This window comes from Sorangiineae bacterium MSr11367, from assembly GCA_037157805.1.
Taxonomy (GTDB): domain Bacteria; phylum Myxococcota_A; class Polyangia; order Polyangiales; family Polyangiaceae; genus Pendulispora; species Pendulispora rubella.
This window is the reverse complement of record CP089983.1, coordinates 13244201-13263841: the sequence shown is the minus strand read 5'-3', so window position 1 is coordinate 13263841 and position 19641 is coordinate 13244201. Positions and strand designations below refer to the sequence as shown.

The following is a 19641-nucleotide window of genomic DNA, read 5'->3' as shown; positions in this document are numbered from 1 at the left end:
TTAGCCCTTGCGCACGGCGTAGCGCAGATGCGTGACGCGCGGCGACGGGATCGCTTCGATGATCTCGAGCGACAGCTTGCGATCGATCTCCTCGAACAAGCGCCTGCCGCCGCCGAACATCACGGGCGACACGGCGACGTTGATCTCGTCGACGAGGCCGGCGTTCACGTACTGCTGGATCGCATGCGCGCCGCCCGCAATGCGAATGTCCTTGCCGCCGGCCGCGGCGCGCGCCTGGTGCAACGCGCTCTCGATGCCGTCGTTGACGAAGTAGAACGTCGTCCCGCCGGGGCGCACCCACGACGCGCGCACGGTCTTGGTGAGCACGTAGACCGGCGAGTGGAACGGAGCCTCCTCGGGCCACATCCGCTCGCCAAGGTCGAACATGCGCTTGCCCATGATGCTGACGCCGGTGCGCCGAAACGTCCCCTCGGCGACCTCGTTGTCCCTGCCGGTCTCGCCGCCTTCGCCGAGCTTGAGCATCTCCCGGAAGAACTTTTGCGGCAGGATCCAGCTCTGGAGCTTTCCCCACTGCGCGCCCCAGTCGAGGTAGCTCGGATCGCCGGCATGGGCCATATCCATGCCCACAGGAACGAGGTACCCGTCGAGGGACATGCTGACGTTGAAGAACACCTTGCTCATTTGTATTCGCCTTTCGCGGTGTAGTCTGGCGATGAAACGACAGCCGCCCGCGGCACTCATCGGTCATGAGCGAAGAAAAAATCGACACGCTGCTCGCCGCTGCCCGAGGCGGTGACGAAGCTGCTTTTCGTGGCCTGGTCGAGCCCCTCGGCCGCGAGCTGCACGCGTATGCCTACCGCATGCTCGGCGGCTTCCACGATGCCGATGACGCCCTGCAGGAGGCGCGGCTCAAGGCGTGGCGCGGGCTCGGCGGCTATGAGCCACGCGCGAGCTTTCGCGCGTGGATGTACCGCATCGTGACGAACACGTGCCTCGATATGCTGAAGGCGCGGACGCGCCGCGTGCTGCCGCAAGACGTCGGACCGCCCGTCGAGCCTGGACCACCGTTGGACGACGCGCGCACCGACATCCTGTGGCTCGAGCCGTATCCCGACGCGTATCTGCCGCTCGCGCGCAGCCCCCAGGACGCCGTCCGACTGCGCCAGAGTATCCGCCTCGCGCTCGTACGCATCGTCCAGGGACTGCCCGCGCGCCAACGCGCCGCGCTGATCCTGCACGACGTCCTCGACTGGAACGTGGCAGAGGTCGCCGCGATCCTCGAGACCACCGAGGCCGCGGTCAACAGCGCCCTACAGCGGGCGCGCTCGACGATCGCGAGGCCGCACAGCCGCGAGCCGAGCCCCGACCTGGCGCGGCGCCAAGCCGAGGTCGTCGATCGCTACGTGCGCGCGTGGGAGACCGGCAACTTCGACGGCTTCGTCGCGATGCTGACGGAGGATGCGATCATGAACATGCCACCGTGGCCATACTGGCTCGACGGCCGGGATGCGGTGATCGCGGTGCATCACTCGCCGGGCACCTGGGACGGGCCACCGCGCCCGGGCCGCTACCGCTTCGTGCGCAGCACGATGAATGGCCAGCCCGCCGCGATGGCCTACGTGCGCGCATCCGATGGCCGCTACATCGCGATGTGCCTCACGGTGCTTACCCTCGACGACGACGCGCGCATCTCCGAGTTCACGGTGTTCGTGCTGCCCGAGCTGTTCGCGCAGTGGGGTTTCCCCGCGGTGCTCGAGGCCAGTTGACCCTGGCCGAATGAGCGTCGCCGCGGAGAGGCCGGAAAAGGACCCCCTCCTCGAAGTTGGGCCTCCGGACCTTCGTATAGATGCGTAGTAGCAAAAGAAGCGGGTCAGCTCATCACCGTGCCAAAGCACGAAGCATGATCGCTTAATTCCAATCATCGAATTGACGGGAGAATCAATGAAACTCAAGGCATTCGGCAGTCTGGTCGGAGCGGTAGGACTTTCTGTCGTTTTGGCGGGATGTGCGACGGAAACGACGAACGACGACGGGACGTCGTCCAAAGCCCAGACCATCCAGGCAAGCCTGCAATCGGATGGTGTAACCCGTGAGGTACTCGCCGACGGGACGGAGCAGAGCTCGTCGGAGGTCGACGTTCAAGTGGTGGATTGGCCCTCCTTCTGGAGCACGTGCCCCGACGGGAAGTCCTGGAAGAAGGACAGCACCGGCCGGGCGTTCATCCGTGCCGCCGCCGAGCATTGCCGCCGTCGAGACGGCAGCCTGGGCGGCCAGCAGGAATGGTCCGGGTGGTGCGAGTCCGACATTGTGAATTGCGACGGCTCATTGAGGTGTGGAACGGGCTGCTAACGAGACAGGCAGGGGCGGTCAACACATACCGCCCCTAGCTTTGTTCACGTGACGAACCCTTGCTTGCGCTCGCAGAGCCCCGGCGAATCGAGTTCGACCAGGCGCGGACCTATTCCACCGACTCTAGATTGCCCCTGATGACCCCATTTTGGAGATCCGCCGTATAGGTTTTCCCAAGGATGGTCGTCACCAGCCCCTCGCAGTGGAACGAAATATCGATACGGTCACCGACTTTCGGTACCGCCGGGGCATTGGTGGTGCTGGCGGCACACCTTCCAATCATTTTGTCGCCGCCCTCCGCCCAAAAGACGACGGAGCCCGAGGGATTGCCGACGATGAAACGGGCGTCGGAATGGTCTTTGTCAACGACGAACTCGCGAAGCTCGCCGAAACGTTCGAAGTCGAACCCCGGCGACAGGCCACCTTGCTGGGAGCCGGGCGGATCGCGCATGCAAAGTACGGATAGTGTGAGCTCGCCCAGAGGTGAGCGTTTGACGGCGAGGTGGGCGTTCAGGTCGACGGTGCCGGTCGTGTCGCCCGAGATGGTGTAGGAGCATGGGTTCGTGCTTCCGGGCCCGGGCTCGGCGTTTCTGCCTGCGGAGGATTCCGAGCCGCATGAAATCGACATGGCACCAAGAAGGACCACCCCGAGACACCGTAGGGCGTCGCGCGCCAGAACGTCGTCATTGATCCACATGCTATCCCTCTTATACGAACCACCCCGTCGAGATCCATTGAAGCCATTCGGATCGTGAACGTCCAACCCGAGATATACTCGCCCAAACGCGGCCGGGACTCACGGAGATCGTGGATGGAATCCTTTGGAAGGTATCTGGCTCGAGCAGCCCTCGCGGGCGGGTTGGTCGTGCTGTTCGTTCGGTGTGGAGGTAGCGACGGGGTGGGAGGCGGAGGTCCTTCCGGGGACGCAGGAGAGGACGGGGGCCCGTTGGACGGGGGATCGCTGCAGCCGGCGGTAGGATTCGACGTGCTCGACGTGAATCCGCGCAAGGCCACGTCCGTCCATTTGTCGGCGCGCAGTCTTCCATGGGGGGCCACGCTGCAGGGCAAGGTCTATTTCGCCGGTTCCAATCATGACCATGGCGTCGAGCTGTGGGTGACGGACGGAACTCCGGCGGGCACCAAGCTGGCCGTCGATCTCGCGTCGGGAACCCAAAGCTCTTGGCCCAGTGCGCTCTTTGCGCACGGGAACGCGCTCTACTTTGCGGCCTACGACGGGACGACATGGGCCTTCTACCGTAGCGATGGCACGCCGGCAGGCACTCGCTCACTCGGCGCGCTTCCCACGGGCAATCCGAATATCACGAGCTATGTCGATATCGCGCAGACCTTCGACGCGGGAGATCGAGTTTGCGTCTGGGCCAACGCATCCCCCTCCCTGTGGTGCACCGATACGGCCCAGAGCTCGATCGCCCCGGTGTCGATGGCCGGCTCGACGCCGCTCGACGCCGACGTCGTCTCGACAGGCAACTACGCGTTGCTTCGAACCCAGAGCCAGACGGTGCGGACCGACGGAACGAACGCGGGCACGACGACCTTGCCTCTGTCCGGCGCGGGTGTGCGGGGCGCGGTCGCCGTGGGGAATCGCATTCTATTGACGGCGCATCCCGATAGTGACGGTCGGACGGTGTGGGTGACCGACGGAACGACCGAGGGCACCCGAAAGGTGGATGCCATTCCCAAGCAACTCGACAACAGCCCCAATCCGGCAGGCGGCCAGGTGCGGCTCGGAAACTCCGTCATCGTTCACTTCGACGGAAAATTGTATACCGTCGATCCAGCGACCCTCGCGGTGACGTCGATCGCGGGGGCTCCAACGCCACATTCGAGCACGGAGCTCGTACCCGTCACCGAATCGCGTGTCCTTCTTCTTCAAGAGAAGGACGTGTGGGTCATCGAGGGCACGCCAGCGACGGCGACCAAGATTGCAACCGTCGACAATGGCCCATACGACCAACTTCAAGGGTGGGCCACGGGGGCAGGTGCCGCGTTTTTCTGGGATGGGGAACGCAACAAGGGACGAATTTGGCGAAGTGACGGTACGCCGGCGGGTACGCGTGCACTCGGGACGATGCAGACGCTCGGCCCGGCCGTCTATCCTCCGGAAAGCTTCTCCACTCCGCCGCGGCGGGTCATTGCCGCGGATTGGCTCTTTTTCAGCTGCGAGGACGAGGGCTCTTGGCCCACGGCGTGCGCCATGAAGTTCGCCGATGGCAAATTGAGCGTCATTCCGGTCGAAGATCGCACGGCGTCTTCGAATCCCGGTGGCTTCTATCCTTTGGAAGGAGGCGGTGCCGTCTTTGCGGCCAACGGTTCGTACTCGTCCCGGTATCCACAAACATGGTTCACCGATGGGACGCAAGGTGGAACGCGCCGCGTTTCGGAAACCACATTGGTGGGCCCGCCCGTCAAACTGGGAGATCGGTATTTCATCCTGCGGCAATCGAAGGAGCGCTCGGGGTGCGAGCTCGCGGCGTGGCGCGACGACCCCGCGAGCATGGCCACCGTGCAATACCTCGAGGACTTCGCCTGCGATCCGAGCGGCGGAACCTTCGATTTGCCCATGGTCGCCGTCGGGAATCGCATCTTCTTCGCCGATGCCAACGAGTCGGTCCTGGCGACGGATGGTACGGCCACGGGCGCATCCAAGCAGGGAAATCTCCCGCGCGTCACCGAAGGCGCGCGATGGTTGGTGCGCGACGGCGCCCTCTACCTGCCGACGTCGAATGGGCTTCAGAAAGCCGATGCGACCGGGCAAGTCCTCGCGACACTTGGAAGTGGAAAGGTGCGGGCGGCCGGTGAAGCGGGCGGCTCTTTCGTTTTTGGCGGCGAGCGCCTCTTCGTCAGCGACGGCACGCCGGCGGGCACCACGCAGGTTCCTTCCGTGAGCGACGTCACCTACGTGCACGTGGCAGCGCCCCATCGTGCCTTCGTTCTTGCCCGCAAGATTGTCTACCGCGTCGAGGGTGAATCCGCGGTGCAAATCGCATCGGACGTCGAGGCCATCGTGCCCTTTCGCGACGGTGTCGCCATCGACACGTTCAACGCGGGACTCCAGGTGGTATTCGGTAATTCGAATTCCCCCACCCGCGTGGCCAACCGCGCCGAAGCGCTCTATGTCCATGGCGATCGGTTGTATTTTGCACCGGATAGCACCTTCATTCAGCCCGGGGACAAGATCTCCGGCGAACCATGGGTGAGCGACGGTACACCGGCCGGCACCCGAGCCCTCGGGGAGTTGCTTCCCGAGGGCTCACCGCGGCTGCGATGGCTCGGCACCATGGGAGATGCGGCCTTTCTTGCGGCGGACACCGAACGCCACGGGCGAGAGCTTCTCCGTTTCAAATGAAAATATCGGGTGACACGCAGGAATTCCGCCGCACAGTCGCCGACTTGTGCGCGCGGTTCGCGGGCCGGCTATCGGACGACATGCTCGATTCGGTGCGCCGCTCATCGACTCCGTACCGCCCCTGACATACCGTTTCAGCGCAAACAGCCTGATGGCCCCGGCCCCGCTCTGCGCGGACCGCGTGCTTTCCGCGGAGGCCCAACGTCATGGCGGCCGTCGGCTGTGCCGAGCGTGGAGGGAGCCCCTGGACGGGGCCCGCGACGGAGCGACATGGCTATACGTACTGCAACCGACCGATGCCAAGGACGAACTACCGATTTACTCGGGCCTGAGCTCGCGGCTGTGGGTGACCCTGCATGAGAAGTGGCCGCTGGAGGTCATCGTCGAAGACCGCCCGCTCTTGCCCTACCAGGCCGCCGCCGCCGCCGTCGCTCGACAAGTCTGGCCGTAGAGCAACGGGCTCTCCGTCTCTCTCAGAAGTTTGCTGACGGCTTCATCGACCAAGTATGTCACACGGCTGCGAGCGCGCGTCACAGCATCGAAATGGTCGAACGCGCTACCCTCGACCAGCCCACGCCTCCTCGCCCGGTCGATTCGAATCGTTCATGCGCGAATTCACATTATCGATCTCTGGCATTTCCCTCGCTCGCGGTACTTGTGAATGGTGTGGTGCGTCGGATGCACCTGCGAACGTCGAACGGGGACACCTGATCATCGCGGTGGGCTGGTGTCCGAGAGACAGCGCGCCATTCGAGACCACAACCGGTTTCGGAAGCTCGAAAGCGTGAGCGCGGCTTCATCTGAATGCAGAATAGGGGGAAATCGAATGAAGCATACATTTCGACATCAGCTCATCCTGTGGGTTAGGTGTGCCACTGTAGCTCCAGTCCTTCTAAGCTTCGCAGGATGCGCATCCGAAGCGTCGGACACCGACGATTCAGTTGCTATGGCAACCGATGACCTCGTTGCCGATTCGAGTCAGGTGTCGGTCAAATTGACGACGAGCAAGTCGTTCTTCGCGAAGCAAGATGGGTTGTCGCTCACCGTCACGTTGACCAATGGCGCAAACCATGCCGTGCGCCTTCTCAGGTGGGAGACCCCCGTGGATGGCATCGACGCCCCGCTGTTCGTCGTAACCCGCAACGGCATGCCGGTGGATTACATCGGCCGAATCTACAAGCGCGCGGCTCCGCGCGCTGAAGACTATGTCGTGCTCGCGCCCGGCGAAAGCCTCGAGCGCAGGGTCGACTTGGCCGAGGCGTACGATGTTCGAGAAACGGGCAACTACGTCGTGCAGTATGCATCCGGCGTGGATTCCCTCGTGTCGAACGAAGTCCACCTCTCCATCGAAGGGCGCCTCTCTCAGCGCGAGGCCCCGGCCCCTGGGGCGAATTTCGTGGGGTGCAGCGCATCGCAGCAGAGCGACATCAATAGGGCCGCGCAGAATGCCCACGCGCTCGCGCACAATGCGCTCGCCTATTTGAACTCGCACACGGCGGGATCACCGCGCTACACCACGTGGTTCGGTGCCTTTCAAACGACGCGGCACACCACGGCACGGGATCATTTCAACAAGATCAACGGCAACAGCCTAAGCAGGTTTGCCTACGATTGCACCACCTGTACACAAGATAACGTCTACGCGTACGTATACCCAGATAGATTCGGCCAGATATACTTGTGCCCTGCATTCTGGAAGGCACCGATGAACGGAACCGACTCGAAGAGCGGGACGATCGTCCATGAGGCGAGCCACTTCAACGCCAATGGCGGGACCCGGGACCAGGCCTACGGCCAAACCGCTTGCAGGAACCTCGCCCAGAACCATCCCAATCAGACGACCAACAACGCGGACAGCCACGAGTACTTCGCCGAGAACAACCCTTGGCTAAACTAAGCCGCCAAAGGGGCCCTGCTCGATAGCGTGTCGAGCGGGGCGCCCCGCGCAAGGTCCTCGTTTCATACCGCAAGATCGATCACGGGTGGGGCCCGTGGGATAGAAGCCATTCGATGAGCTCGCGCGCAAAGGCTTCGTGCTGGAATCGCTCGGGATCGAGGGTGTTCGTTCCAAGGATGACGCGCGTATTGGCTTCGGGGCAATCCCATACGATGCCGCCAAGACCGTAGTCGCCTCCCCCGCCGGCACCGTAAACTACCTTGCCTTGGTAATCGTAGGCGCCCGTCGAGAGGTACTGCGTCCGATAGGCGTCGAATGCGGCGGGAGAAAGGACGCCCCCGCCCCAGGTGGCCGTGAGCCAGCGTTCGAGATCGGTGACGGTGGTCACGAGCCCGCCGTTGCCGACGAGGGCCCAGCTGTAGGGCCATTCGGCGGGATCATTGCCTCCGAAGGTCTCCGCGCCGTATCCAATGGCGGTGGCGATGCTTTTCCACAAGGGATCGCCGTAAAAGCCGCTCTGTTGCATATGGGCCGGCTCGAGGAGCTGCTCGCGGATGCCATCCGAATACGCTCGCCCCGATACCGTCTCGATGATATCGGCGAGCAGCGTGTATCCGGAGTTGGAATATGCCTTTTGCGTGCCCGGTTCGAATTTCAGAGGCTGTGCAAGGATCCGCCGGCGGGCCTCGAGCCGGGTGATGGGTTCGAAGTCACCCTCCGTATCGTGGTATTCGTCGAATCCGGCACGATGCAGGACGACCTGCAGAACGGTAATCTTTGCTTTGTCCGCCGACACGTTCGGGAAGAACGTCGCGAGCGAATCGGTCACTGCCAGCTTCCCCTCCCCTGCAAGCTTGAAAATGGCGGCCGCGGTCAACTCCTTCAGCACCGAGCCGAAGTCGTACGCCGTATCGACCGCGTTGGGGACATTTTTCGCCCGATCGGCCAAGCCATAGCCCTTGGCAAGAATCCGATTCCCGAAGGCGGTGATCAACACCGTTCCCGAGAACCCTTTCGCAACCGCCGCGCTCATGCGGCCCTCGAGCTCCTCGCGGAAGGAGTCTGCCGATGCGTCATGAACGGCGGCATCGGGCGGGTGATGTTGAGCACTCGGCTGCGACGAGCAGGCCATGCCAAAGCAGGTACCGACGAGCAAAATGAGATAAGCGCGCATATTGCGGGTATGGGGGGCCACGGCGGAAAATCGGGTGGAAGCAAATTCAATCCCCGGGAGACATCGTCAACGCTCCGCCATGGACTCGAGCCGCTTGCGAAGGGACGATGTGAGAGAACCGTCGGGAAACCGCCGGAGGAATGCTTCGATCGCTGCGCGCTCGTCCGCCGTACGCCCGAGCGCGCGCAAGGCTCGGATGCGTCCGAAGCTCGCCTCTTGCTCGAGCGGCCCGCCCCGCACCAAGTAGCGATCGAAGGCAGAAAGGGCCTCGCGCGGATCGGAGAGCGGCGAAAGCTGCAGCTCACCCCACGGCACGAGCGCGGTGTGGGCTTCCGCGCTGCCGCCATGTCGATCGAACAGCTCGCGATAGGCGCCCATCGCGGCAGGCAGATCACCGCGGTCCCTTCGCACCCTTGCCGCGGCGAGCAGTTCGGCGGCACTCTTGGCGTTCGCCGCATGCTCGACGTGCACCGCGGCATCCGAGAATGGGGCGGGAGCTGGCGCGAGCGCGAAGCGTCGAAGGACCGGCTCGGTCCCAACGTGCAACGTCTCGCGCATCGTGCCGTGAGAAGGTGTTGCGATGGCCACCGAATGCTCGCCTCGGGTGAGAAGCAGCTCGATCGGCGCGACGCCGACGACGCGCTCGTCGATGCGGACGGTCGCCTCGGGCACGTCGCTGTCGACGTGCACGCGTTCCATGTCCCCGCCGTACCGCGGAGCGACGAGCAGCGCCCGATCGAGCTCTTCGTCGAGAGGAGGCAGGGCCGAAGGCGTGGCATCCCGCATCGAGGTCTTTTCGTGCGCCGCGACACGTTGCTCGGCACCGTTCGATGCGCGGACCAGGACCTGCCCCTGAAGGACGCGCGTGATCACCGGAGCATCGTCGGGAGGCATCTCGACCGAGAACGCAGTCCCCACGGCAATCGCCGAACCCGCCCGCGTCGAGATGCCGAAACTGCGGCCCGCCGGCAAAGGATCGAGCTCGACGGCCACCTTTCCGCCGAGCAGCTCGAGGCGGGCGTGCGCTCCTAGATCGGCCAGGCGAAGCACCGTGCCCCGAACCACGCAGGCGCGCACCGTCGGCGGAACGACGATGCACGCGGAACCTTCGCGGGCGACCATCACGGCCCCGCGTTCGAGCTTTTGCCCAACGGCACCGGGCTGGCCATCGATCTCGACGGCACCACCACCCGCAACCACCACGATCGCCGTGGCATCCTTCGGCACCGCCGCCACGACAGGTGCGCCCTGCTCATCGTGGGCGCGCCAGGCTACGAAACAAGCCGCGATGGCCGCCGCCGCGACGGACAACCCCAGAGTGCGTGCCCCGGTGAGCCAGGGCCGGCGCGCACGGCGATGCGCCGCAACGGGCTCGTCGAGGAGCGACGGCATCTTCTCCCAGACCTCGGCCTCGGCACGGCATTCGAGGCAGGACGCGACATGTTCGCGCACGAAGGCCTTCTCGTCGGCACTCAGCGGATCGCCCACGGCTTCTCGGTCGGAGAGCTCGATCCAGCGCACGCACGCGTCGGCGTTCATGGCGCCCTCCGGAACGTCGCGAGATCGCGGCGCACCATTCGCCGCACCTGTTCGCGCGCCGCGAGCAACCGATCCTTCACGGTATTCACGGACACGGCCGTCACCTCCGCGATCTCCTGTACGGTGCAACCCATCACATGATGAAGCACGAGCACGGTGCGACGCGCCTCGGGCAGCTCGTCGAGGTACGCCAAGATCGACCGCGGGATGCCGTCGGCCCCCTTGTTCGACGGCCCCGGTGCCGTGAGATCGTCAGGCTCGATCGCGCCCTGGGATCGCACGGAAGCAAGCCGCCTTTGGCGCGCAACGCGGATGGCGGTGCGGACCGCGATCCGATCGGCCCAGGCTTCGAGGGTGCACTCTCCGCGAAACCCGGGTGCCGATTGCACGATGTCGAGCAATGCCAGCTGCGCGGCATCGTCGGAATCGTCCGCGTTCGGAATGAGCGACCTGCAAAGCCTGCGAACGCGCGCACCGAGCCGACGCGCGATGGCGTCGCGCGCCGTCGCATCGGTTGCCGCTTGGCGAGCAAGCCGCGCGTCTGCCTCCTCATCGGCCATGGCGCGATCCATCTACGGATCTCGGGCGAATCTCTCCATGAGGCGTACGTGGATCCCAAGGCCCGATTCGGGCGGAAGAAAATGGAGGCGCTTCAAAACAAATCGAATGTGACCCCCACGTCCAATCGAAAGCGCGCCACCGCCGGGACGCTGCGCGTGGCGGTATCTTTGCTCTCGACGAAGAGAGCCTCCTGCCCCAGCGCGAGCTCGATCGTGGGAGCAACGTCGATGGCCGCGCCACGCCCGTATGGAAGGCGCCACCGGCCGTGCAGCCGCATCGCAAAAAGCGGAACGATCCGGGCCCCGCCCCCCTTCAATACGCTCGACGCGCGCGTGACGTGTTCGATCCCCGCCGAGGCATCCGCGCCAAACGCCCCTACGAGCCCGTTGCTCTCGACGCCCGCGAAGACGGCCCCCGCACTTCGGGTGACCCGCACCGATGCTGCCTCGGTCGGCATCTCGACGTTGGGATGATAGGCATACGTCACTCCGCCATACCAACCTGGAACGAAGGAGTATGAACCTTCGAGTCGCGCTCCACTGTGCCAAGGGAGCTCCGCTGCGTACGTCGCGCCCGTGTAGAAGGCCGCGAGCCTCCCGCGCCACGGATGGCGCGACCGGGCGGGCGCGCCTGCTCGTTCGGCACGCGGTGCTCGGTCCGTGAACTCGGAGGCGCACGCCGGCGGTGGAGCGAAAGGTGGCGCGTCCGATGGCTCTGGGTGCGGCGTAGGTGCGAGCGCGCCGGGAGCCGGATTCTCCGCTTCGTTCTCCTTCTCCACCGCCGCAGTCACGAACGCGCGAACCATCGCCGCCCCTTCGCTTGCGCCTATCTCACCACCTCGCGTGACCAGGCGTGGCGCACCGGCATCGCCGCCCATACCGTCGATGAAGCGAAGGACGATGCCCGACTCGGTGCGGTCGACGTCGACGATACACGCCAGCGATAATGCCCCCGGATCGAGTTCGATCGCGGCCATTCCGCGGAGTTGCGCGCGGATGGCCGAGACGAGCCGCGCCGCATCGGACCGTGCGACCTGCGGCGTGAAACGTACGAGCACGCGAGGCTCCCCGGCATGGGCATCCCTCGATCCGAACGCGAGAATGACCGCGGCAAGTACCCAGCGGCGTACCATCCCACCATGGTAGCGCAATGGTCTCCCGGGGCCGCCCATGTGTTCTAGTCGGGCCGTAGCCTATCGCGATGGTGATTGATGTACGCGCGGAGGCATCCATCCACCTCGTCGTCGACGAGGGTCGCGCGGACGGCTTCGAGCTTGCTCTCGCCCGCAAGCTCGATCCAATCCCCCTGCGTGCACGCTGTCGCGGCTTGCTCAGGTGGGATGGCGGCGTAAAGAGCAAACGTTTGGCGGAGGGCCTCCGCCGCATGGTGTGCGCCGATCTCGTCAAGAACGGCGACGAGATCGGTGCACCGCTCTTCTCCGTCCAGCGCCTCCTCGAGCAGCATCCACTGAGCTTCCCGAAAGGCACAATCGCTTCCGTGCCAAACGAGACGCTCGAACGCGGTCAGAGCTTCCCAGCCGTACCTCTGATATTTTATGTGCACATTGCAGATGACGGCGCCTGCGAATTGCCAAGGCTCCTCAATCGCGAGAAGCTCGGCAGGAGTCTTCACGGCATCGATGGGCGTTTCATCTCCCGGCGGCTGCGAGATCATCCCGCCCATTTTCGAGCACCGTCACCGGCGTCGGTCAAGTGGTATCGCCGTCAAGGCGTTTCCTCGCACTCCCGTCCAGTCCGACATGCGGCCGTTTCAGCTCCGCGCGCATCAATCTCGAAAGCGCGGTGAGCGGATGGACGGCAACGAAAGATCGTCCACCGACGCGTCGAAGGCCGCGCTGCCCCAATCCGCCGCGCAGTGCGTGTTCCTTGGCGGTGTGACGAGTGTGGTCAAATATTGCTCTACGTGCTCGGTGACGCAGGGGCGACCGTACTGGCGGTGGCCGATGCCATCGTGGTGGAGCAGTACGGAGGTCTCGAGCTGCCGATGCGCCGTAATGTTCCAATCGTAGGGTGTAGCGATGTCGTGGCGTGCGGTGAGCATCAGAATGGGCGGTGCATCCGGGGCCGAGAGGCGACGCTGCGGATTATTGGCCTTCACCGGAAACCCGTAGCAGCCAGGGATGTCGCCCCAGAGGAGCGTCATCTGCGCGTGGGGGTACATGACCTCGAGCGCATGACGATAGGCATCGAGCTCACGGAAGCTGCGTGTGGGAAACTTCCAATCCTGGCAAAGGATGGTTTGGTACGCGTAGGGGGTAACCGCCTCCTCTTCAGGCGGTAGCGGCGGTGGGGACGGTAGCGTACCCGGCGTGCCGGTATCGAGGCTCCAGAGACGCTCGGCCGCCTTGAGCAATCGGCCGCCAAGATTGTACATGCCGTTGTGCAGGACCCCCCGCAGTCCTTCTACGCTGACGAGCTCTCCGGTCGTCGGGTTGATCAATGTGCCCGCAAGGGCCTTTTGGTACAAACTGTCCCATACCGAAACGACATCCCTTCCGTAGAGTTTGCACGCGGGCGCGCGTTCGCACCAATCCGCGAATGCACGGAAAGAGGTTTCCAAATCGTTCGTGTTCGTCTGCAGATACCGGAAGTCCGACGTGATGCTGTGGTCGATATTCGAATCGAGAACCATCGCGCGGATACGCTCGGGAAACTCCTCGGCGTACTGCTGGCCAATTTGCGTTCCATACGATACGCCGTAGTAGGAGAGCTGCTCCTCCCCCAACCCCGCGCGAATGGCATCCATGTCGCGGACGGTGCTCAAGGTGTCGACATGGTCGAACACGGGGCCGCTGCGTGCGCGACAATCCTCTCCGAGCTTGCGGTTGAGTGCGACCAATTCGTCATACTCGGCTTGCGTCCTCGGATAGGACCACGGAACCTGCTTTACCAATTCCGTACTGCATACGATGGCCTGGCTGCGACCCACGCCGCGTGGATCCCAGCTCACGAGGTCGAATCGCTTTCGCAAGGCGCTGTTCGCAAAAATCTTGTTATTTAGAATGAAGCTGTCGATTCCCGATCCACCGGGGCCGCCCGGGTTGAGAAACAGCGTACCAATACGGTTCTCGGGGTCGAGGGCAAGCAAGCGGCCGATCGCGAGTTCGAACGTCTCACCCTGGGGGTGCGCCCAATCCACCGGGACCCGAATCGTCGCGCACTCTCCCCCGATCGTGCCGCACGGCGTCCACGCAATGTCCGATGCCGGGCGTAGCGCCGAACGAACATCCCCGCGGACGGCAAGCCGTGCTTCGTCGCCACCTGCGGCGCCACCGTCCGCGGCCACGCATGCCGACAGCAAGACCATCGTGGCCAACGATGCCAAAGACAATATGGGAGTGTTGGTTTTCAAGGCAAAGCTCCTTGCGGCCATGCCGCCATCGAGAGATGCCAAAGAGCTTTGCAGTGGGCATGCCGACGAAACGGGAAACATTCAACACAACGAGCGCGTTCCATCACACGCGAAGCAGATTTGCGCAGCGTGAAGCCGGTCCGCCGGCGATCCACCATGACCTCGCCCCGCATACCATGATGCGCGATGAAAGCGTTCTTCGTCCGCTGCGAGGATGCCGGCTCATGGAATCGACGGCGGGAGCTGGCTCACGACGGAGCCCGCGGCATCCAAGAACTGGATGACCGGAGAGCCGTCGGCGTTCACCTAGATGACCATGCGATCCCGTCCTTGCATATCCTTGAGAACGAGCGACGCCGATGGGATCCCCTATGACCAACCCGAGCGTCTTGCGTCGCTCGTGCGAGCCTTCTTGAGTGCGTTGCGCGATAGGGACCACCCCAATAGGTGAAAGAAACACTCGTCGACATTGATTGATGACGCTTACCCGCCCCCACTTCGGTGCGGATTGTCTCCGCGGTCATGTCGACTCATGCGCAGCTTCGATCGCCAATGGTGACGTGCCTGAAGCTCACGACAATGGGCAAACCACGGTCGCGTCCATGATTTGTCTTTGCGCCATTGACACCGGTGTCAATTGGAACCATTTAATTCGGCAAGACTCTTTCCAAACTCACCCATCGGCGTCGCTAGACATTCGAGGAGTCAAAAACATGTACATTCGACGTTTTCGTTCCATCATTTCGTTCGGACTCGTAGGCGTCCTTTCCGCGATCACGGGAGTGGCCGAATCCGGGAGCGCACCGGCGGCGAGAATCATTGACGTCAGTACGGCGAGTCAGCTCACCGCGGCATTGCAGAATGCGATGCCGGGTGACGAAATTCGGATGGCCAATGGTACCTATGCAGGCCATTTCACCATCACTCGAAGCGGAACGGAGAGTGCCCCCATCGTGCTCTCCGGCTCCCGCGCCGCGGTGATCGATGGGCAAGGGACATCCAACGGCCGGGCCGTGCAGCTTCAAGCCGACTACTGGAAGTTGGTCGGCTTCACGGTGACCAATGGTCAGAAGGGGATCATGGCTCTCGGCGCCCACCACACGATCGTCGATGGGGTGCGGGTACATCAGATAGGCGACGAAGCCATCCATTTTCGAGACAACAGCAGCGACAATGTCGTTCAGAATTCGGAAATCAGCGATACGGGATTGCGCGAACCCGGCTTCGGCGAGGGAATTTACTTCGGACAGGCCGTCAGCAACTGGCCCGACGGGCAGCCCGACCGCAGCGACCGTAACAAGGCGATCGGGAACCGGCTCGGTCCCAACGTTCGAGCCGAATGCCTCGATCTCAAGGAGGGCACCACGGGCGGCGAGGTCCGCGACAATGTCTTCAACGGGACCGGTATGAGCGGGGAAAACTTCGCCGACAGTTGGATCGACGCCAAGGGCAACGGCTACCGCATCACGGGCAACCGAGGCACGAGTGCATTGCTGGACGGATTTCAGACCCACATCCAGGTCGCCGGGTGGGGTCGCGACAATGTTTTCAGCGGCAATACAGCCAACGTCGGTGCCGCTGGATTTGGCTTCAAGATCGCGAAAGATGGCAATACCAGCGCCGGCAACGTAGTCTGTACGGACAACGTCGTCACCAATGCCACGTCGGGCGTCGCCAACATTCCGCTCACCGATTGCGGAGGAGGAGGGGGCGGCGGGGGTGATGCCGGCGGGGGTGGCGGAGGCGATGGCGGCGGAGGGGGCGGCGGTCGCGTCGAGGTCACGCCCGCGGCCTCCGGCGTAAGCGCGAGCGCCGACGACGGCAATGCACCCGCGAACACCGTCGACAACGATGTGGCCACACGATGGTCGGCGAGCGGCGACGGCCAATGGATCGCGTACGATCTCGGTACGACCTTCGTCGTCCGCGAGGTAGCCATCGCCGTGTACAAAGGCGACAGCCGCCGCGCGGCCTTCGATCTTCAGGCCTCGAGCGATGGTACCAACTGGCAAACGATTTGGAGTGGCCGGAGCAGCGGCGCCTCCACGGCGCAAGAGAACTACGACTTCCCCGACGTCAACGCGCGATTCATTCGCTATGTCGGTCACGGCAACGACGTGAACGCGTGGAACAGTCTCACCGAGGTCGATATCTTCGCTGCACAGCCATAACGAATGTCCTATTTCGTGAAGAGCATCGCGGCGAGACACACTACCGCGATGCCTCCAACGATGGGCACTACCACACTGCGGCCAAGCTTCGATCCGAAATGGGGCGACTCAGGAAGGGGTCCTCCGGCCACCCGCGGGGCTTTTTTCATGGGAGTTCCGGAATCCAATCTTGAGCGGGCGCGCGGGTGGATGGCAGCAAGAGAGCGTCTCCGGGCGTGTCGAGCGGTGCGCTCGGCCAGTCCGCGGCGCAGTGCGTGTTCTTTGGCGGCATGACGAGTGTGGTCAAATACCGATCGACATACTCGGTGACGCAGGGGCGACCATACTGGATGTGGCCGATTCCATCTTGCTGGAGCAGCACGGAGGTCTCGAGCTGCCGATGCACCGCGAGATTCCCATCGTGGGGTGCGGAACTGTCATGGCGTGCGGTGAGCATCAGAATGGGCGGAGCGTCCGGAGCCGATAGGCGGTGCTGCGGATTGTTGACCTTCACCGGAAAACCGTAGCAGCCAGGGCCGTCGCCCCAGAGGAACGTCAGCCCGGAGTGGGGGTACATGGCCTCGAGGACACGACGATAAGCATCGAGCTCACGGAAGCTGTGTGTGGGAAACTTCCAATCCTGGCAAACGACGGTTTGGTACCCGTAAGCGGTAACCTCGCCTTCTTCGGGCGGCGGGGGAGGAGGCATCCCCGGCGTACCGGCATCGAGACGCCAGAGACGGTCGGCAAACAGGAGCGATCGGCCCCTGAGATTGTACATGCCGGCGTACATGTTCCCCCGCAGCCCGACCACGCCGACGCGCCTTCCGGTCGTCGGATCGATCAATGTCCCCGCAAGGGCCTTTTGGTACAAACGGTCCCATACCGCGACGACGTCCCTTCCGTAGAGTTTGCACACGGGCGCGTGCTCGCACCACTCGGCGAATGCAAGGAACGACTTTTCGAAAGCCTCCGTATGCCTCCGTAGATGCTCGAAGTACGACGTCAGGCTGTGATCGACATTGGAATCGAGGACCATCGCGCGGATCCGCTTGGGGAACTCCTCGGCGTATTGTTGGCCAATCTGCGTTCCATAAGATCCGCCATAGTAGGAGAGCTTCTCCTCCCCCAGGGACGCGCGGATGGCATCCATATCGCGGACCGTGCTCAAGGTGTCGACGTGATCGAACACGGGGCCGCTGCGTGCACGGCAGTCTTCTCCGAGCTTGCGGTTGTATGCGACCAATTCGTCATACTCGGCCTGCGTCTTCGGATAGGACCACGGAAACTCGTTCATCACTTCCGTGCTGCACACGACGGCCTGACTGCGTTTTACGCCACGTGGATCCCAGCTCACCAGATCGAATCGCTTCCGCAAGGCGCCGTCCGAAAGACGGTCGTCCCTTAGAATGAAAGCGTCGATTCCCGAGTCACCGGGGCCGCCCGGATTGAGAAACAGCGTGCCAATGCGATTCTCGGGTTCGAGGGCGGGCAAGCGGCCGATCGCGAGTTCGAACGTCTCGCCCTCGAGGTGCGCCCAATCCACCGGGACCCGAATCGTCGCGCACTCTCCCCCGATTGTACCGCATGGTGCCCACGCGATGTCCGATGCGGGACGAGATGCGCCCGAACGAACGGTGACCGGATGCTCGTCCATTTGGATATCACGGTCCGCAGCAACACATCCCGACAGCAGGGCTGTCGTGGCCAAAGACGTCAAAGCGAATATGCGAGTATGGGTTTTCAAGGAAAAGCTCCTTGCGGCCATGCCGCCCTCGAGAGAAACGCAAGGACCTTTGCAGCGGACATGCCCTCCCCGCCAAGAGGAAGCATTCAACGCAAGGGCGTTGAAATCCCGCGCAAAGCGGATTTTTGCTCCATGAAGCGGGTGCTCCGGCGATCCACCATGACCTCGCCCCGCATACCACGATGCGCGGCGAAAGCAGGGCGTGGCGCGCCATCCTGCGGTACGAAAGGAAGGCCTATTTCCCATTGAGCAATATCCGCCCATCCACCTCACCCTGGTTGGGCAGAACTCGCTCAACACCCGAAGGCCGAACCGAAACGCAATATGGGAGCTTCGTGGGGGAAGAAAGGATTCGGCGGTTGCGTAGAATGCCTGGCTCGGTTCTCAGCCTCGATTTACTGCAGAATAAGAGCGCTCGACTCCGCAAACAGCGACGTTTTCGACACAGCCGGAGCGTCGATTTCGAGTCCACTCATATCGAAATTAATCATTTCGGAGAACGCGATCCCATGAACGATCTTTTCGAACGCGCGCTCGCATTGGCTTTCGACCACCTCGCGTCCGGGGAAGAGATGCTTCCGTTCGTGCTCATCGTCGGGCAGCGAGGCGCGACAGAATGCATCGCCATCGTCACCGACCGCGGCGACAAGGCGGCCTACCTTGGTCGTCGCCTCGTGCGCGAGAGGGCCGAGGGCGCCCTCGGATATGCCATCGTGACGGATGCCTACGTGCGTCGCGGTCGTCAGCGCCTCGACGCCATCGTCGTCGAGGCGAGTAAGCGCGGAAAAGACTCGGCCTCTGTCCTCGCCCAACCGTATGAGATCATCGGTGGCGCCGCTCAGCGCCTGGGCGAATCGCTGCATTTTGGTTCCCGCCCATCCGAGCTCGACGCCTGGGATCCTCACTCCCTCGATTGGGGCCCCATCACGCCCGATATGTACGTGAAGGAGCAGGCGCTCGCCGTTCACGCGGTGAATCATAACCTTGAGTCGGACGAGAATTTCGAACGTACCCTTCGCTTTCTTCGTGCACGTATTAGGCACCATGCACCGCACCTGCCGCACGGTAGCTCACAGCTCGTTTACTACAATGACCACGGTCAGTTGCTCACGGTCGACAAGCGTCTTGCGCTGAGGGCACGGCTTGGTGAAAACGTACAGGTTCGATTCACGAGTGAAGGAACACGAGGATGTCCTACAACCTGATGGCCGAGGGTGACCTCGACTTGTTCGAGCTGGCGGAAGCCGCCACGCAATACAATCCTCTGGAGCTCTTTCCCATTCCTGCGGGCGCCTCCTCGTCGGAGGTCGGAGCGAACCATCGTGTCAAATTCGAGCTCGACGGGTTGGGTATCGCCATTCCATCGAGCCGAATCGGCCCCGAAGCGGTCGCCGCTCTCCATGCTCTCGTCAAGTTGATGTGGAGCAAGGATGCGTCGGTCTTCGACCTGCAGACTGGTAAGCCAATCGCCACCCTCAAAGAATTGGCCCAAGTCGAAGAGTACCTCGAGCGCTAAAGGCGCTC

The 19641-nt window shown here is 63.3% G+C and carries 17 protein-coding genes; 8 read left to right on the top strand and 9 right to left on the bottom strand.

Annotation, left to right across the window (positions count from 1 at the left end):
* On the bottom strand, positions 1-642 hold the full coding sequence (locus LVJ94_51630; GenBank protein WXB05338.1) for a dihydrofolate reductase family protein: 642 nt from the start codon (positions 640-642) through the stop codon (positions 1-3).
* 65 nt (positions 643-707) lie between these two features.
* Here LVJ94_51630 and LVJ94_51625 point away from each other — a divergent pair, with 65 nt between their 5' ends.
* Positions 708-1727 (top strand): RNA polymerase subunit sigma-70, encoded by a 1020-nt coding sequence (locus LVJ94_51625; GenBank protein WXB05337.1) that lies wholly within the window; start codon positions 708-710, stop codon positions 1725-1727.
* A gap of 175 nt (positions 1728-1902) precedes the next feature.
* Positions 1903-2310 carry a hypothetical protein gene (locus LVJ94_51620; protein ID WXB05336.1) on the top strand — a complete coding sequence of 136 codons (408 nt, stop codon included), beginning with the start codon at positions 1903-1905 and terminating at the stop codon, positions 2308-2310.
* Positions 2311-2419: 109 nt separating this feature from the next.
* On the opposite strand, the gene LVJ94_51615 is transcribed toward LVJ94_51620, so the two are convergent.
* A complete protein-coding gene (locus LVJ94_51615) occupies positions 2420-3007 on the bottom strand; it encodes a hypothetical protein (GenBank protein ID WXB05335.1) in 588 nt (195 codons plus the stop codon).
* Between the two features lie 249 nt (positions 3008-3256).
* On the opposite strand from LVJ94_51615, the gene LVJ94_51610 reads away from it, so the two are divergent.
* The 3 genes from LVJ94_51610 (at position 3257) to LVJ94_51600 (ending at position 7574) form a co-directional block, all read left to right on the top strand.
* The gene (locus LVJ94_51610) at positions 3257-5677 is read left to right on the top strand and encodes a hypothetical protein (GenBank protein WXB05334.1); all 2421 of its coding nucleotides are present in this window, start codon (positions 3257-3259) and stop codon (positions 5675-5677) included.
* A 151-nt stretch (positions 5678-5828) separates the two neighbouring features.
* The gene (locus tag LVJ94_51605; protein WXB05333.1) at positions 5829-6128 is read left to right on the top strand and encodes a hypothetical protein; all 300 of its coding nucleotides are present in this window, start codon (positions 5829-5831) and stop codon (positions 6126-6128) included.
* 495 nt (positions 6129-6623) lie between these two features.
* A complete protein-coding gene (locus tag LVJ94_51600; protein ID WXB05332.1) occupies positions 6624-7574 on the top strand; it encodes a M35 family metallo-endopeptidase in 951 nt (316 codons plus the stop codon).
* Positions 7575-7653: 79 nt separating this feature from the next.
* On the opposite strand, the gene LVJ94_51595 is transcribed toward LVJ94_51600, so the two are convergent.
* The 6 genes from LVJ94_51595 to LVJ94_51570 all read right to left on the bottom strand — a co-directional run bounded on the left by LVJ94_51595 (position 7654) and on the right by LVJ94_51570 (position 14220).
* A complete protein-coding gene (locus tag LVJ94_51595; GenBank protein ID WXB05331.1) occupies positions 7654-8748 on the bottom strand; it encodes a beta-lactamase family protein in 1095 nt (364 codons plus the stop codon).
* A gap of 66 nt (positions 8749-8814) precedes the next feature.
* Positions 8815-10287 (bottom strand): tetratricopeptide repeat protein, encoded by a 1473-nt coding sequence (locus LVJ94_51590; GenBank protein ID WXB05330.1) that lies wholly within the window; start codon positions 10285-10287, stop codon positions 8815-8817.
* Positions 10284-10847 (bottom strand): sigma-70 family RNA polymerase sigma factor, encoded by a 564-nt coding sequence (locus LVJ94_51585; GenBank protein WXB05329.1) that lies wholly within the window; start codon positions 10845-10847, stop codon positions 10284-10286. Before LVJ94_51585 ends, LVJ94_51590 begins: the two co-directional genes overlap by 4 nt.
* Before the next feature lie 92 nt (positions 10848-10939).
* Positions 10940-11905, bottom strand: a complete 966-nt coding sequence (locus LVJ94_51580; GenBank protein WXB05328.1) for a hypothetical protein — start codon at positions 11903-11905, stop codon at positions 10940-10942.
* Between the two features lie 119 nt (positions 11906-12024).
* Positions 12025-12522 carry a hypothetical protein gene (locus tag LVJ94_51575; protein ID WXB05327.1) on the bottom strand — a complete coding sequence of 166 codons (498 nt, stop codon included), beginning with the start codon at positions 12520-12522 and terminating at the stop codon, positions 12025-12027.
* Positions 12523-12633: 111 nt separating this feature from the next.
* A complete protein-coding gene (locus LVJ94_51570; GenBank protein WXB05326.1) occupies positions 12634-14220 on the bottom strand; it encodes an alpha/beta hydrolase in 1587 nt (528 codons plus the stop codon).
* A gap of 713 nt (positions 14221-14933) precedes the next feature.
* Between LVJ94_51570 and LVJ94_51565 the strand changes: the two genes are divergently transcribed.
* Positions 14934-16391 carry a discoidin domain-containing protein gene (locus LVJ94_51565; GenBank protein ID WXB05325.1) on the top strand — a complete coding sequence of 486 codons (1458 nt, stop codon included), beginning with the start codon at positions 14934-14936 and terminating at the stop codon, positions 16389-16391.
* Between the two features lie 145 nt (positions 16392-16536).
* Here the strand turns inward: LVJ94_51565 and LVJ94_51560 are convergent, their stop codons facing one another.
* A complete protein-coding gene (locus tag LVJ94_51560; protein ID WXB05324.1) occupies positions 16537-18027 on the bottom strand; it encodes an alpha/beta hydrolase in 1491 nt (496 codons plus the stop codon).
* Between the two features lie 272 nt (positions 18028-18299).
* Between LVJ94_51560 and LVJ94_51555 the strand changes: the two genes are divergently transcribed.
* Positions 18300-19322, top strand: coding sequence for a hypothetical protein (locus tag LVJ94_51555; protein WXB05323.1), 1023 nt, complete (start codon positions 18300-18302; stop codon positions 19320-19322).
* Positions 19307-19633 carry a hypothetical protein gene (locus tag LVJ94_51550; protein WXB05322.1) on the top strand — a complete coding sequence of 109 codons (327 nt, stop codon included), beginning with the start codon at positions 19307-19309 and terminating at the stop codon, positions 19631-19633. Before LVJ94_51555 ends, LVJ94_51550 begins: the two co-directional genes overlap by 16 nt.
* The last annotated feature ends 8 nt before the right edge of the window (positions 19634-19641 follow it).

Excerpts from the sequence above, each read along its gene's own strand:
- LVJ94_51630 (WXB05338.1), bottom strand. The coding sequence starts at position 642 with ATGAGCAAGGTGTTCTTCAACGTCAGCATGTCCCTCGACGGGTACCTC.
- LVJ94_51625 (WXB05337.1), top strand. The coding sequence starts at position 708 with ATGAGCGAAGAAAAAATCGACACGCTGCTCGCCGCTGCCCGAGGCGGT.
- LVJ94_51620 (WXB05336.1), top strand. The coding sequence starts at position 1,903 with ATGAAACTCAAGGCATTCGGCAGTCTGGTCGGAGCGGTAGGACTTTCT.
- LVJ94_51615 (WXB05335.1), bottom strand. The coding sequence starts at position 3,007 with ATGTGGATCAATGACGACGTTCTGGCGCGCGACGCCCTACGGTGTCTC.
- LVJ94_51605 (WXB05333.1), top strand. The coding sequence starts at position 5,829 with ATGGCCCCGGCCCCGCTCTGCGCGGACCGCGTGCTTTCCGCGGAGGCC.
- LVJ94_51600 (WXB05332.1), top strand. The coding sequence starts at position 6,624 with ATGGCAACCGATGACCTCGTTGCCGATTCGAGTCAGGTGTCGGTCAAA.
- LVJ94_51595 (WXB05331.1), bottom strand. The coding sequence starts at position 8,748 with ATGCGCGCTTATCTCATTTTGCTCGTCGGTACCTGCTTTGGCATGGCC.
- LVJ94_51590 (WXB05330.1), bottom strand. The coding sequence starts at position 10,287 with ATGAACGCCGACGCGTGCGTGCGCTGGATCGAGCTCTCCGACCGAGAA.
- LVJ94_51585 (WXB05329.1), bottom strand. The coding sequence starts at position 10,847 with ATGGCCGATGAGGAGGCAGACGCGCGGCTTGCTCGCCAAGCGGCAACC.
- LVJ94_51575 (WXB05327.1), bottom strand. The coding sequence starts at position 12,522 with ATGATCTCGCAGCCGCCGGGAGATGAAACGCCCATCGATGCCGTGAAG.
- LVJ94_51565 (WXB05325.1), top strand. The coding sequence starts at position 14,934 with ATGTACATTCGACGTTTTCGTTCCATCATTTCGTTCGGACTCGTAGGC.
- LVJ94_51560 (WXB05324.1), bottom strand. The coding sequence starts at position 18,027 with ATGGACGAGCATCCGGTCACCGTTCGTTCGGGCGCATCTCGTCCCGCA.
- LVJ94_51555 (WXB05323.1), top strand. The coding sequence starts at position 18,300 with ATGCGCGGCGAAAGCAGGGCGTGGCGCGCCATCCTGCGGTACGAAAGG.
- LVJ94_51550 (WXB05322.1), top strand. The coding sequence starts at position 19,307 with ATGTCCTACAACCTGATGGCCGAGGGTGACCTCGACTTGTTCGAGCTG.